The sequence below is a fragment of the Acinetobacter sp. F16 genome (genome assembly GCF_052712855.1).
Map to the genome: position 1 here is coordinate 1 of NZ_JBRATK010000010.1, position 13,319 is coordinate 13,319.

A 13,319-nucleotide genomic window follows, 5' to 3' on the forward strand; every position below is an offset into this window, starting at 1 on the left:
GCTAAAGTGTAGCTATGAGGGTGCAGTTGCATTAGCTTGTGTATTTATTTGGCTACCTTTATCGGGTAAATTCTATACTTGAAATGTCAACAGACCCTAATCAAAACTGCAAAAAAGAAACAGCGAGATCAGCTGTTTCTTTTTATCTCAATCAATCGATTTTTCTTTAGCTTTGGCAATCATACAAACTGAATTTTATAAAAATGATTTAATTTATTGATCAAGTATTAATCATGCATTGAATCATGAACATTTTTATTTTATCGTGTTAAATTAAGAGAATAAGTCTTAAAATATTTAACGAGAATTTTAATTATTAGTATAAGAGTCATCAAATTACTTGGTTTTAGGGATATTTTTTAATGGTTTTTCCCTTAAATTGGGCCAATAAAAAAAAGGGGTAGTGTGTGTCGGGAATAGAAACGATTTTACCTGTACCAGTCTTGATTGTTGAAGATGAAGATCTCATTTGTGAGCGATTAAAAAATATATTGACCGAATTGGGCTATGACAATGATGTGCTTATTTTTGCCAAGAATCTAAAACAAGCTTTCCTGCAAATAGAACAACAACCTATTTCCCTGGCATTGGTCGATCTTGGACTTCCGGATGGAAACGGGATAGAACTGATAGAAAAGCTGCGTAATCTCGATAGCAGTGTCTTAATTCTGGTGATTTCCGCATGGAGTACGCAAGCAAGTTTATTCTCAGCGATTAAAGCGGGTGCGACAGGTTATGTCTTGAAAGAACGTGATGATGCGGAAGTGCGGTTATCCATCCGCAGCATTCTGCGCGGTGGCGCACCCATTGACCCTTTTATCGCACAAGAAATTTTAAAGCAAATCTCATCTTCCGTGATTACGGACTCAAATGAGGATAAATCATTAGAATCTGAAGCGGCACTTTTGACCAATCGTGAAACAGAAATTTTAGACTTGGTCGCCCAAGGGATGAGCAATAAAGAAATAGCAGAACAATTATTTGTCTCTAAATATACGGTTGAAAGTCATATTAAACATATTTACCGAAAATTGGCGGTGACGAAAAGAACTAAAGCGGTCAGTGCAGCACGATCCTTAGGGATTTTATGAAGCACTCCATACTGTATTTATTTTGCATATTTTTGTTGGGTTTATTCAGCCGCATGGCTTATGCAGAAATAAATCAAAGTATTAATGAACAATGTTCTGTATATATCAATTCTGTTTCTGCGGTGAAAACACCTTCACAGACTGTTTTACCCAAGCAAGGCTGGCAACCGGTACAATTGCCAGATAAATGGACCAATTACTGGAAAAATTATAATGGTGGAGTCTGGTATAAGATTGAATGGAACTGGTCATGTGAAAATAATGCCAGGTTAGCAGAGCCGATTGCTTTTTCAATTGATTATATTAATTCAGCGGGTGCAGTTTTTTTAAATGGAGATTTACTTTGGCGAGATCAAAATTTACAGGAACCTTTGTCTAAAAGTTGGAATATGCCACGTTACTGGATTTTACCCGTATCGGGATTAAGATCTGACCAAAATGAAATTTTGATTTATGTGAATGGTTTTGCTTTTCAATCTCCTGGGCTTGGTAATATCTTCTTTAATAATGTGCAAAGCAATTATGAAATCCATCAAAGCAAAATTTGGAACCGTAGAACTTTATTTCAAATAAACCTCATTTTATCGATCACTTTTGGCATCATTTGTCTTGTGATCTGGTCATTAAGACGCAAAGAAACTGCCTTTGGATGGTTCGCATTAAGTTTATTGTTGTGGGTGCTATTTATTTCCAATGTACTGGCAACAGAAACATTTCCATATCCAACCAGTTTAATGGCAACCCAAGCAAATTTGGCTTTCTTTGTCCTGTATATCCTGAGTTTCTGTATATATTTACTTCGATTTATTGAAACCCATTTAGCCAAAATTGAGGCTTCGATTTATTTTGTGACTGGACTTGTCATCACGGGTATTTTCTTTACGCCTCAACACTCTATTTATTGGGTCTTTCCACTGATATTTTTAATCTATGTGGGATTGTTTTTCCTTACCTATTTATATATTAGCTATCGGGCCATTAAATCTCGACGATCAGATTATATTTTTTTAGCGATTTGCCTAAGCGGAATTTTCAGCTTTGCTGTACTCGATATTTTATTGTTATTGTCGGAATCCATATCTGATGCACGGCCATTATCTCCTTATACCGGACCGGTTATTACCTTTTTTGTGGTGGTCATATTGGGCACGAGATTGGCAAGAAATGTAAAAAAAGTAGAAACATTTAATGCAGCATTAGAAGTTAAAGTTAAACAAGCGGGTGAAGACTTAAGCTCAAGCTTGAATGAAAAACATCAGTTAGAGCTTGAAAATGTCCGCTTGCAGGAAAGAATACATCTATCCCACGATTTACATGATGGTTTAGGTGCATCACTGGTGCGTTCCATGATTTTAGTGGATCAAAGTGCACATGATATTCCGAATCAGCAATTTCTATCGATGCTCAAATTATTAAGGGATGATTTAAGGCAAATTATAGATAGCGGTTCATCTGCAGATAATAAAATTCCCGTCAGTCCTGTTATGTGGGTGGCACCGGTCAGACACCGTTTTAGCCAGCTGATGGATGAATTAGATATTCATTCTAAATGGGCTTTTCCGCGAGAATGGCAGGCCGTACCCACAGCGCTACAGTGTTTGACCTTGATTCGCATGTTAGAGGAAAGCTTGACCAATGTGATTAAACACAGTCAGGCAAAAAATGTGAAAGTGTCGATGACTTATCTTTCGGAAAATCAGTTAATTTTAACCATACAAGATGACGGTGTGGGTTTTAATACGGATTGCGTGGCACAACAGGGATTAAGTATTGGGATGCGCAGCATGAAAATGCGCTTAGAACGCATAGGGGCGGAACTTAACTTATCTTCTGAACAGGGCTGTACGATAATCCAGGCGATTGTTCAGCTTAAATGATTGAACAAGAGTCTTCTTGTCGCTAGGTATCCTTAAATAGGCCATAAGCTACTATTAAATGATTTTAAATTTTTAAAAATAAATAACATAAATCAGTTAAGAACGAAATTATGAATTTTAATATCCAGGAACTCGATGATTTAAAAACCTTAAATCTACAAGCGTTGAATCAACTATTTAAAACAGGTCGCTGTCCCAAGATTGCATCTTTAAATGGCAGTGCAAAAGGGATGGTAATTAAACCCGCTTGGTTTCAGCGTTTAAATCTTTGGCGAGGTAAGGTATTTAATCTTGCTTCTACAGGAGAATTAACAGGATTTAACCGAATAGGGATAGGTAAACTCGAAACGCAAAGATATCAATTTAATGCCCGTGTCGGAAAATCATTATTTAGTGACCAACAGGTTTTGATTATTAATCATGATTTATCTGCTAATCCCAATTGGGTCAGACGTTATCATGATGAAATGGTACAGATAGATCCGCATATTTATCTGGCAACTTCATATTATCGAATGGGTAAAAAGTTAAAATTTGTCAGTTATTTTGCTTTTGATTTTTCTGAAACTTAAATAAAAGTAGGGAATATTAGAAATTATTATTTATCATTAAATTTGGAATTTTATATGCATGTATCAAGTTGATATTAAAAAAAGGGGAAATGATGATTTCCCCCTTTTTGCTTTATTTATTCTTCATCTGCAGCAGGTAACAACATCAGAATCGATTCATTTAACAAGTTCACGATATCTTCCAGCATATCCGGATCATAAAGATTTTCATCGAGTAATACAGGCTTGCCATCAGCCAGCTGTTTTAAAATCGGTGCAAATGCATCTGAAATACAGATCCCTTCGCCATTGGCCCAGAACAGCAACTCATCTTCATCTTCGGTATAAAGCAGGCGTGATGCTGGCTCAAGAATCAGTGAATAACCTTGATCCAAAGCTTCTTCTAAATCACCTATACCCAGTGCTTCAGCCTCTGGAATGTTTTCCGGATATTTCGGTTCTGACATCAGGCTCATGAGCGCATCTTCAAGCACGGTTGGATTTTGCAATTGTGCTAGAAGTTCTGCCTTTAAATACTCAAGTTCAGCTTGACTGATTTGACCAATCGGGCTGATTTTGTCGCGAATAATGTCAGTCAGTGGATTTTTAAGCAATTGATCATCAGCGAATTTATCACTTACGCGATCCATCATTTCAGCCACATTTGGCATACGGAAACCAAACGAGTAAGTCAGACAGTCATCTTCCGCTACGCCGTAATGAGACAAGCCTGGTGGTACATAAAGCAAGTCACCCGGTGCTAGAACTTCATCAAAATGAACTTTTATCTCTGGCAGTAATTTTAAGGGTTGGCCTGCAATAAATTCGCTTTCGGCGTCACACATTTGGCCTAACTGCCAACGGCGCTGCCCATGACCTTGAACCAAGAATACATCGTAAAAATCGAAATGCTTGCCAACTGAACCGCCTTTTGGGGCATATGACACCATGATGTCATCACGACGCCACTGTGGAATAAACGGAAATTTTTTCCAAAGTTCAGCCAGATCAAAAGAGTAATGATCCACCGCTTGAACCAGCAGTGTCCAGAGTTTTGGCATCTTCTGGAAATCCGCTTTCGCCAAAGGGGATGATTTCACCGACCACTGGTTTGGATCTCTGTCTTTTTGTTTGATTAAACGCGCACTGATATTTTCATCCAGTGCGAGTTCCATCACGTCGCTAGGTTCTAACAGGTTTGCAATTTCAGGCAGCGCATTACGGACCAGTAATGGTTTTTTTTGCCAATATTCAGCAAGAAATTGTTCAGCGGTAATTCCGCCTAGGACATCTAAAGGTTGAGACATAAATACAGCCTAAAATTAAGGAACTAAAATATTCAATTGACGCAGGATATGGCAAAGCTGAATCATCGGCATGCCCATGAGCGTAGTTTGGTCTTGTCCAATCATTTGATCAAACAGGCTAATGCCCAGGCTTTCGCATTTGAAACTGCCGGCACACATTAAAGGTTGTTCAACTTCAATATAACGCTCAATTTCAGCAAGACCGAGTTTACGGAATTTGACCTTATAGTGTTCAACCAGCGTGCGTTCAAAGCCGGTTGACTGCTGTTGCACACTTAATGCGGTACTGAAATAGACAATTTTATCGGAATTGGCTTGTAACTGTTTAATGGCTTTCTCAACAGTCAGCGGTTTGCCAATAAAAATATCCGGTGCGCCTTCACGCCAGGCCACCTGGTCTGATCCAATCACAATCGCGTCTGGATACTGTTCCGAAATGGCTTTGGCTTTTTCAAAAGCCAGTCTTTTGGCTAAATCATCGGCATGGTTTTCACCACGGGGAGACTCATCAATATCAGGCACGATGCTTTGATAATCGATGCGAAGGCGGTTCATTAAGTCTTTGCGGGTTTGGCTGCTTGAAGCCAAAATAATTTGGGGAGTACTCATTACACTGCATATTCCATAAGCACATCAAGCGGAACGTAGGAGAGCACAGCTTGATGGCAAGCTTGAATTTTAATGGGAGGGGCGATACCGGCTTGATACGCTTCAACCCAACGGGTCACACAAATGCACCAAAAATCACCCGGCTCTAAACCCGGGAAATCAACTTCTGGTAACGGTGTGATCAAGTCATTACCTACTTTTTGCGAAAAATTAAGAAACTCAGCGGTCATCTGTGCACACATTGTATGCTGACCTAGATCTGTTGTAGCAGTATGACAAAAGCCGTTACGAAAATATCCGGTAATAGGAGCATAGCAACAGCTAGCCATGGGTTCGCCTAAAACATTTAAACGATTGATATTTGGATCTGGGTGAATAGACATAAGCTCTAAATCATGGAGTGGCTTTTGACTATGATAATCAAAACTTTGCCTTTCGACAGCTTTTATGCAAAAGAAGCTAACCTTTTTCTGCATAATCATTTAAAATCGGGCGGTTTTTATATCTATAAAGAGAGCTATACATGAATTTTCAGCGTATGACTGACCTCGATTTAACAGGTAAACGTGTTCTAATCCGTGAAGATTTAAACGTACCTGTAAAAAATGGTGAAATTACAAGCGATGCACGTTTACGCGCGGCGCTTCCTACAATTAAAGCAGCGGTAGAAAAAGGCGCTGCGGTAATGGTTTGTTCTCACCTAGGTCGTCCCGTTGAAGGTGAACCTAAACCAGAACAGTCTTTAGCTCCTGTTGCTGCTTATTTGACTCAAGCTTTGGGTCAAGACGTTAAATTATTGACTGACTATTTAGATGGCGTTGAAGTTGCCGCTGGTCAGGTGGTATTGCTTGAAAACGTGCGTTTCAATCCGGGTGAAAAGAAAAACAAGCCTGAACTTGCACAAAAATATGCAGCACTTTGCGATGTCTTTGTGATGGATGCCTTTGGTACGGCGCACCGTGCAGAAGCATCAACTGAAGGTGTAGCTCGTTTTGCCGCAGTTGCAGCAGCAGGGCCGTTACTTGCAGCTGAACTGGATGCTTTAGGTCGTGCGCTTAAAACCCCTGAAACCCCAATGGTTGCTATTGTTGCCGGTTCTAAAGTTTCAACTAAACTTGACGTGTTAACTTCGCTTTCTGGTATTTGTGACCAAATTATTGTGGGTGGTGGTATTGCCAATACGTTCCTGGCTGCTGCTGGCTACAATGTGGGTAAATCATTGTGTGAAAATGATTTGATCGACACAGCCAAAGCCATTGCTGCAAAAGTTTCGGTGCCATTACCAACTGACGTTGTGGTTGCAGATGCTTCTGAAATCGACTTTGCTGATTTCTTGGGTTCATTGGCTAAAGCAAAAGCAGTGGTCAAAAACGTTGCTGATGTAAACGACAACGACATGATTTTAGACGTTGGTCCAGAAACGGCTAAAGCATTTGCTGAAATTATCAAAACTTCAAAAACCATCCTTTGGAATGGTCCAGTGGGTGTATTTGAAGTCGATCAGTTCGGTGAAGGCACTAAAGCATTATCGATTGCAATCGCTGAATCAGCTGGTTTCTCTATCGCGGGTGGCGGTGATACTTTAGCTGCAATCGACAAGTATGAAGTGGCTGACAAAATTGGTTATATCTCTACGGGTGGTGGTGCTTTCCTTGAATTTGTAGAAGGCAAAACACTTCCTGCAGTTGCTGTATTGCTTGAACGTGCTTAATCTTTAGATCAGAATCTTTAAATAAGATTACGCATACATTAAATACAACAAAAGGTTGGCTACGGTCAGCCTTTTGTCATTTTGGAATACATATTCCAGTCATTAAAATGAAATATAACTGCAATAAGATGAGCTTCATTCAATCTCCTGTGCCAGGACAATCTGATGAACTTGAAATTAACCCTTGCAGCACTTCTTATTGCACCTTTAGCTTTAACTGCTTGTGCCAAGAAAGATGAAGCTCCGAAAAATGACGCAGCGACAACAGCAACAGTTGAAGAAAAAATTAGCCCTGAGCAACAAGCAGCAATAGATTCAATTGATCAACCAATTCTGGATGAAAAAAATACAGATGTACCGGCAGAAATAGCGAATGCAAATGCAGATGAAGCCACAGCGGCAGCTTCCGAGTCGGCTTCTGAAGCCACTGCACCTTAAGTTTTTCGTGTTTTATTTAAAAGTCCCTGCATAAGCAGGGATTTTTTTTGAAATAGTGTTTTTTATTACTGAATTGAAAGCAATCAGCATGTAGAATATGGGGCATCAACTGGGAGGACATTATGGCACTTATCTCATTGCGCCAGCTCTTGGATCACGCCGGCGAACACAACTACGGCGTACCAGCGTTTAACGTAAACAACTTAGAACAAATGCGCGCAATTATGTTAGCCGCAGACGAAACGAATTCACCTGTTATTGTTCAGGCATCTGCGGGTGCTCGTAAATATGCAGGCGCTCCGTTCTTACGTCATTTAATTTTGGCAGCAATTGAAGAGTGGCCACATATTCCAGTGGTTATGCATCAAGATCATGGTACTGACCCTGATGTATGCCAACGCTCGATCCAGTTGGGCTTTTCATCAGTAATGATGGATGGTTCATTGGGTGCGGACGGTAAAACGCCTACAAGTTACGAATACAATGTTGATGTAACTCGTCGTACAGTTCAAATGGCGCACGCTTGCGGTGTTTCAGTTGAAGGTGAAATTGGTTGCCTGGGTAGCCTTGAAACCGGTATGGCGGGTGAAGAAGATGGCGTAGGCGCTGAAGGCGTTCTTGACCATTCTCAGCTTTTAACTTCAGTTGAAGAAGCGACTCAATTTGTAGCAGATACAAATGTAGATGCTTTGGCAATTGCAGTGGGTACTTCACACGGTGCGTACAAATTCACACGTCCACCCACAGGTGATATTTTAGCGATTGACCGTATTAAAGAAATTCATGCGGCATTGCCAAATACCCATCTTGTTATGCACGGTTCAAGCTCTGTGCCACAAGAATGGTTGGCTGTGATCAATGAATTCGGCGGCGACATCAAAGAAACGTATGGTGTACCTGTTGAGCAACTGGTTGAAGCAATCAAACACGGTGTTCGTAAAATCAATATCGACACTGACTTGCGTTTGGCATCTACTGGTGCAATGCGTCGTATGATGGCGGAAAAACCAAGCGAATTCGATCCACGTAAATTCTTCTCTGCAACTGTAGATGCAATGAAACAAATCTGTGTAGATCGTTACACAGCATTTGGTACTGCCGGTCATGCAGATCAGATTCGTCCAATTTCTTTAGAGAAAATGGTGAATCGTTATAAATAATCGTTAAAGATTATCTATAATCAAAAGCCCACATCTGTTGTGGGCTTTTTTTGTATCTCACCCTAAATCATTATAAATCAGGAAAATAAGACAAAAGATGGAACTTATATTTGCTGCGGCATGCTGTAGTGTGGTCATTTCAATTCTTTTAAAGCTGGCTAAAGCCAAAGGTTTTGATGCATTGCAAATGATTGTCTGGAACTATGCTTCTGCCAGTGTGCTGTGCTTTCTATGGTTTAAGCCGGATTTGCAGCATATTTCCATACCAAATACGCCGTGGTGGTTAATTGTTGCCTTAGGTGTTTTGCTGCCGAGTATCTTTTTATGCTTAGCCAAATCATTGCAATATGCCGGCATTATTAAAACCGAAATTGCCCAGCGTTTATCTGTGGTTTTATCGCTATTGTCGGCATTTTTCATTTTTCAGGAACAGTTTAATAGCCTGAAAATCATCGGGATTGCTTTAGGTATTGCGGCAGTCATCAGTATTTTATTTTCACATCAAAAAGCCGAAACAGGGCAGTCCTCTTCAAAGCAGGCGATGTTATATCTTGCATTGGTATGGTTTGGCTATGCCATGATTGATGTGCTGCTCAAGTACACCACCGGATTAGGTGTACAGTTTGCTGTTGCGCTGAATTTAATGTTTATTTGTGCCTTTATATTGTCATTGGCTTATATTGTGATTACAACGAAAACCGTGGGGAACAAAAACAATATTCTGGCTGGACTGGGCTTGGGGGTGCTGAATTTTGCCAATATCGCACTGTATGTCAAAGCGCATATTTTATTGAAAGACACACCTGCAATTGTGTTTGCAGGTATGAATATTCTGGTGGTGCTATTTGGTGCATTAAGTGGCTTAATCATCTTTAAGGAAAAATTAAAACCCGCTACCGCTGCCGGTTTGATATTAGGTTTGGTTAGTGTGATTTGCCTAGCTTATGCGATATCTGCTTGAAAAGTGTTTTTGCAAAAGTCTTTGGGTACTTCACGATGTCTATACTGTCGGCTGTACCGAGCAGCAAGCCAGCCTGCTTGCAGTCTGGACAGGTCGGGTAAAAGGAAATCGCATTTATGGAATATTGATGCATATAAATTTTATTGCAGTGTGTGCATTCAAATTTCATTGGCATTTTAGTTATAGCAGGAATCATGATGTGAACCACCTTTTATTTTTTGCGCAAATATACCTCAATATTGTTGCAAGAATAAGACCTCAAATGACAATAAAAGGGCACAGTGGCCCCTTTTATTGTAATGAATCGTTAATTAAAGCTGAGTGAAAATCTGTTCTTTGTCTAGGCGTGATTTTGGCAGTTGGGCATTGAAATCATTTTCACTGCGATAACCGAGTGTCAGCAGGACCGAAGGAACCAAGCCTTTTTCGGTTAACTGCAATTCATCATTGATAATTTGTTCATCAAATCCACCAATTGGCGTTGCATCAATGCCTTCAATACCGGCAGCGAGCAAAATTTGGCCCAAAGCAATAAAGGTTTGATTTTCCGCCCAGCGCTGGATATCACCTTTTTCATTTCGGTAATAATCGACATAACCAGAGCGGCTGTCTTTTTGGCCCTGTTTGGCTTTTTCATCTTTAAAACGACCACTGATGTCATCTTGAGTAAGCAAGTTATCTAAATGCTGTTCGCTAATGTCTGCTTTGGTACAGAACAAAATAGTATGGGAAGAATCTAGCACTTTAGGCGCGTTATAAGCATATTTCCCAACCAAGGCTTTGGCAATCCGTTCTTTAGCCGCTTGATGGTCAGCAATAAAAAAATGCCAAGGTTGAATGTTGATGGAAGATGGAGTCAAACGTAAGATTTCTAATAAACGTGCCACCTGTTCCTTGGGTATTTTTCGAATAGGATCATAGGCTTTGGTGGTATAACGGGTTTTCGAGACGTTTAAAAGATCCATGAATGATTACTCCACTTATAAATTATGTTTGTCATTTTAGCTGAAGCGCTATCCAAATAGTTTATAACAAATCGATCCTGCTTTAGACTTTGGCATGATAAAAAGTATTGATTGTGAATACCATTCTTCACTCAATTTATTACACTTTATATAAAGCAGTATTTGTCTCCTGTTTCGCCTGCATTTCAAATGTCGTCAATAATTTTATAAAATGAGGAATGGGCATCTTGCAATAAATTAAGAGTTTTAGCAGATCAAGAAATACCTTTTCGATATTGGTACTTTTAGAAAAATGGCGTTTAATCAATATTAATTAAAATGTATGACCATTCCGAGAGCAGGCGTATGGACTTTAGCAATCACTTTAAAAGAAAACTAAAAACCCAACAGCAAATTGGGCTATGGGTCGGTTTGGCAGATGCCTACGCTACAGAAATTGCAGCCAATGCCGGATACGACTGGTTACTGATTGATGGTGAACATGCGCCCAGTGATTTAAGAACTACGCTTTCGCAACTGCAAAGTATCGCAGCATATCCCTCGCAAGCCGTGGTGCGTCCGCCCATTGGCAGTGTGCAGCTAATTAAACAACTGCTAGATATTGGCGCACAAACCTTATTGATTCCGATGGTGGAAACAGTAGAACAAGCAGAACTCATGGTCAAAGCCGTGCGTTATCCACCAGAAGGCATCCGTGGCGTAGGTGCGGCTCTGGCACGTGCAACCCGCTGGAACAGTATTCCGGATTACTACCAAACCGCCCATGAAAATATTTGTCTGTTGATTCAGATTGAATCGGTCAAAGGCCTAGAAAACCTGGATGATATTTTAAAAGTTAATGGCATTGATGGGGTGTTTATTGGTGCGGTTGATTTGTCCGCAACCATGGGTTATCAAGGCAATCCCAATCATCCGGAAGTGCAAAAAGCTGTGGTGGATGCGATTCAACGTATTCGTGCAGCGGGTAAGGCAGCCGGGATTTTATCCACACAGCATCAAGCCACTCAGCAATATTTGGAACTGGGTACAGAGTTTGTGGCAGTGGGTGTCGATACCAGTGTCTTGATGAATTCGCTTCGTGAACTTCTAGCCAAATATAAAGGGGGTGAAGTGATGAAATCTGAGGGCGGGTATTAGTTTTAAACAGTGTGGAGCCATTGCTTAAACTGACAAAAGCCCCTTACTTTTTATTGAGAAGGGGCTTTTTTTATTAATAAGCGTATTTTAAATCGGTATATTCATTCAATGACATTGCAACATGCTTGTCAATGAATTCACGGATATCTTCGCTGGTCATAGGTTGGCCTTGCTTGGTAATCACATTTTCCATAGGTGCTTGACCGGCAGCAGTAATCTTATAAACGAAGTTACACACCACTTTATAATTAGAATCCGCTTTAACCATGCAAGTTACGTAGCTATACGCATGTTCAAAATTCAAGTCGCTATGAGAAAAGATAAACTGATCGAATAATTTCAGTGCCTTACCATCTTCTAGTGCTTTTAGTTCATCGACAATATTGCTTTCGAATTGCACAGCGTAGCGCTCGGAAATAGGCTTTCCATCGACTAAAAGTGAAACTTTGTCGTCATCATGATGGGTCACTGCGATATTGCTAAAATCAGACATGGAGATCTCTAAAGTTAAATAAAATGATATATGCTGATTATGTTTGAATTGTTTTACAAATCAAGAAACGATTGGATCAGTTGATGATATTCAGTATAAATAAACAACGATTGTAAGGATTGATACGCCGTACAGAATTTCGGTTTGATTCGATCAAAATCGCTTGAGCCATTAAAATTAACTTAAGCAATTAAAATTAATATGTCCAGGTCTTCAATTCTAAGGTTTGATCAACCTGTTCCGGATCAATTTCTAAAATTTGCGCTTCATGCTCACGCCAGTCGCCTAATACAATTCGTGATTTTCCATTTTCATTATGGATATTCGGGCGGTGGGTATGTCCATGAATCAGTAAATCCATAGATTGCAGGGATTGTTCAACTGCCTGTTGATTCACATCCATAATCTTATACGACTTCACTTGCTTGGTTTCGGCGCTTTTTTTACGGAAACCATTCGCCAGTTTTTGGCGGAAGCTTAAAGGCATGCTTTTAAGAAAGCCTAAAAGCAGGGGATTGCGAATAATTTTACGGAATTTCTGGTAGGACACATCATCGGTGCAAAGCAGGTCGCCATGTTCAAGACGGATCTGCAGGTTGCCAATCTTTAAGGTATCTACCTCAGGTAATATAGAACCATTAAACTGCGTTAAAAAGCGTTGACCCAGTGCAAAGTCACGGTTGCCCACTTGAAAATAAACATGATTGCCAGCTTGAGTAAACTCTTGTAGAGCACTAACAATTTCATCTAACCATGTAGCAGAGTAGTCATCACCAATCCATGCGTTAAACCAGTCACCCAGAATATACAGCTGGGTAGCTTTATTTTTATAGTGTTCTAATAAATCCAAAAACCCCCGAACGAGTCGAGGGTGTTCAGGTGACAAATGTAAATCAGCGATAAACAGATAGGTCACTTATTTTCCTTATTTTTAAATCTCCCTTGCGGAGCATTGCTCCTCACCCATCTTTGATAAAGAGGGACTTTCTCCCATTAAAAGGTGGGAATTCCTCCCTTTC

General features: G+C 40.1%; 14 protein-coding genes and 1 pseudogene. 9 read left to right on the forward strand and 6 right to left on the reverse strand.

Annotation, left to right across the window (positions count from 1 at the left end):
* From ACU0NF_RS07540 to ACU0NF_RS07555, 4 genes and pseudogenes are all read left to right on the forward strand, one after another.
* Positions 1-82, forward strand: a pseudogene (locus tag ACU0NF_RS07540) (IS5/IS1182 family transposase); the annotation flags it as partial.
* 325 nt (positions 83-407) lie between these two features.
* On the forward strand, positions 408-1,091 hold the full coding sequence (locus ACU0NF_RS07545; protein ID WP_445660682.1) for a response regulator: 684 nt from the start codon (positions 408-410) through the stop codon (positions 1,089-1,091).
* Positions 1,088-2,968: an ATP-binding protein gene (locus tag ACU0NF_RS07550; protein WP_445660683.1), complete on the forward strand. Its 1,881-nt coding sequence runs from the start codon at positions 1,088-1,090 to the stop codon at positions 2,966-2,968. Before ACU0NF_RS07545 ends, ACU0NF_RS07550 begins: the two co-directional genes overlap by 4 nt.
* A 110-nt stretch (positions 2,969-3,078) precedes the next feature.
* The gene (locus tag ACU0NF_RS07555) at positions 3,079-3,540 is read left to right on the forward strand and encodes a hypothetical protein (RefSeq protein WP_445660684.1); all 462 of its coding nucleotides are present in this window, start codon (positions 3,079-3,081) and stop codon (positions 3,538-3,540) included.
* A gap of 116 nt (positions 3,541-3,656) precedes the next feature.
* Here ACU0NF_RS07555 and ACU0NF_RS07560 read toward each other — a convergent pair whose 3' ends face one another.
* Genes ACU0NF_RS07560 through ACU0NF_RS07570 form a run of 3 tightly spaced genes read right to left on the reverse strand, consistent with a single transcriptional unit; the run spans position 3,657 to position 5,818 of the window.
* Positions 3,657-4,826, reverse strand: coding sequence for a ribosomal protein uL16 3-hydroxylase (locus ACU0NF_RS07560; protein ID WP_445660685.1), 1,170 nt, complete (start codon positions 4,824-4,826; stop codon positions 3,657-3,659).
* A 15-nt stretch (positions 4,827-4,841) separates the two neighbouring features.
* Complete coding sequence (locus tag ACU0NF_RS07565; protein WP_370984286.1) at positions 4,842-5,435, reverse strand: Maf family protein; 594 nt, start codon at positions 5,433-5,435, stop codon at positions 4,842-4,844.
* Positions 5,435-5,818, reverse strand: coding sequence for a DUF2237 family protein (locus tag ACU0NF_RS07570; RefSeq protein WP_067724598.1), 384 nt, complete (start codon positions 5,816-5,818; stop codon positions 5,435-5,437). The genes ACU0NF_RS07565 and ACU0NF_RS07570 overlap by 1 nt, the downstream gene beginning before the upstream one ends.
* A 140-nt stretch (positions 5,819-5,958) precedes the next feature.
* On the opposite strand from ACU0NF_RS07570, the gene ACU0NF_RS07575 reads away from it, so the two are divergent.
* From ACU0NF_RS07575 to ACU0NF_RS07590, 4 genes are all read left to right on the forward strand, one after another.
* Positions 5,959-7,146, forward strand: coding sequence for a phosphoglycerate kinase (locus tag ACU0NF_RS07575; RefSeq protein WP_445660686.1), 1,188 nt, complete (start codon positions 5,959-5,961; stop codon positions 7,144-7,146).
* Positions 7,147-7,311: 165 nt separating this feature from the next.
* Entirely contained in the window at positions 7,312-7,584 is a 273-nt protein-coding gene (locus tag ACU0NF_RS07580; protein WP_171539394.1) for a hypothetical protein, read from the forward strand.
* Positions 7,585-7,706: 122 nt separating this feature from the next.
* Positions 7,707-8,744, forward strand: coding sequence for a class II fructose-bisphosphate aldolase (gene fba, locus ACU0NF_RS07585; protein WP_131266467.1), 1,038 nt, complete (start codon positions 7,707-7,709; stop codon positions 8,742-8,744).
* Between the two features lie 97 nt (positions 8,745-8,841).
* Positions 8,842-9,705: an EamA family transporter gene (locus ACU0NF_RS07590; RefSeq protein WP_445660687.1), complete on the forward strand. Its 864-nt coding sequence runs from the start codon at positions 8,842-8,844 to the stop codon at positions 9,703-9,705.
* Between the two features lie 311 nt (positions 9,706-10,016).
* Here the strand turns inward: ACU0NF_RS07590 and nfsB are convergent, their stop codons facing one another.
* Entirely contained in the window at positions 10,017-10,670 is a 654-nt protein-coding gene (gene nfsB, locus ACU0NF_RS07595) for an oxygen-insensitive NAD(P)H nitroreductase (protein WP_445660688.1), read from the reverse strand.
* Between the two features lie 345 nt (positions 10,671-11,015).
* Between nfsB and hpaI the strand changes: the two genes are divergently transcribed.
* Positions 11,016-11,807: a 4-hydroxy-2-oxoheptanedioate aldolase gene (hpaI, locus tag ACU0NF_RS07600; RefSeq protein WP_370984290.1), complete on the forward strand. Its 792-nt coding sequence runs from the start codon at positions 11,016-11,018 to the stop codon at positions 11,805-11,807.
* Positions 11,808-11,880: 73 nt separating this feature from the next.
* Here hpaI and ACU0NF_RS07605 read toward each other — a convergent pair whose 3' ends face one another.
* Both ACU0NF_RS07605 and ACU0NF_RS07610 read right to left on the reverse strand, forming a co-directional pair.
* A complete protein-coding gene (locus ACU0NF_RS07605) occupies positions 11,881-12,300 on the reverse strand; it encodes a hypothetical protein (RefSeq protein ID WP_131386663.1) in 420 nt (139 codons plus the stop codon).
* A gap of 196 nt (positions 12,301-12,496) precedes the next feature.
* Positions 12,497-13,216 (reverse strand): UDP-2,3-diacylglucosamine diphosphatase, encoded by a 720-nt coding sequence (locus ACU0NF_RS07610; RefSeq protein WP_445660689.1) that lies wholly within the window; start codon positions 13,214-13,216, stop codon positions 12,497-12,499.
* Positions 13,217-13,319: the final 103 nt, after the last annotated feature.

What these genes read in the sequence shown, in the direction of transcription:
- ACU0NF_RS07555 (WP_445660684.1), top strand. Translation starts at nt 3,079, where the DNA reads ATGAATTTTAATATCCAGGAACTCGATGATTTAAAAACCTTAAATCTA.
- ACU0NF_RS07570 (WP_067724598.1), bottom strand. Translation starts at nt 5,818, where the DNA reads ATGTCTATTCACCCAGATCCAAATATCAATCGTTTAAATGTTTTAGGC.
- fba (WP_131266467.1), top strand. Translation starts at nt 7,707, where the DNA reads ATGGCACTTATCTCATTGCGCCAGCTCTTGGATCACGCCGGCGAACAC.
- hpaI (WP_370984290.1), top strand. Translation starts at nt 11,016, where the DNA reads ATGGACTTTAGCAATCACTTTAAAAGAAAACTAAAAACCCAACAGCAA.
- ACU0NF_RS07565 (WP_370984286.1), bottom strand. Translation starts at nt 5,435, where the DNA reads ATGAGTACTCCCCAAATTATTTTGGCTTCAAGCAGCCAAACCCGCAAA.
- ACU0NF_RS07575 (WP_445660686.1), top strand. Translation starts at nt 5,959, where the DNA reads ATGAATTTTCAGCGTATGACTGACCTCGATTTAACAGGTAAACGTGTT.
- ACU0NF_RS07580 (WP_171539394.1), top strand. Translation starts at nt 7,312, where the DNA reads ATGAACTTGAAATTAACCCTTGCAGCACTTCTTATTGCACCTTTAGCT.
- nfsB (WP_445660688.1), bottom strand. Translation starts at nt 10,670, where the DNA reads ATGGATCTTTTAAACGTCTCGAAAACCCGTTATACCACCAAAGCCTAT.
- ACU0NF_RS07550 (WP_445660683.1), top strand. Translation starts at nt 1,088, where the DNA reads ATGAAGCACTCCATACTGTATTTATTTTGCATATTTTTGTTGGGTTTA.
- ACU0NF_RS07590 (WP_445660687.1), top strand. Translation starts at nt 8,842, where the DNA reads ATGGAACTTATATTTGCTGCGGCATGCTGTAGTGTGGTCATTTCAATT.
- ACU0NF_RS07605 (WP_131386663.1), bottom strand. Translation starts at nt 12,300, where the DNA reads ATGTCTGATTTTAGCAATATCGCAGTGACCCATCATGATGACGACAAA.
- ACU0NF_RS07560 (WP_445660685.1), bottom strand. Translation starts at nt 4,826, where the DNA reads ATGTCTCAACCTTTAGATGTCCTAGGCGGAATTACCGCTGAACAATTT.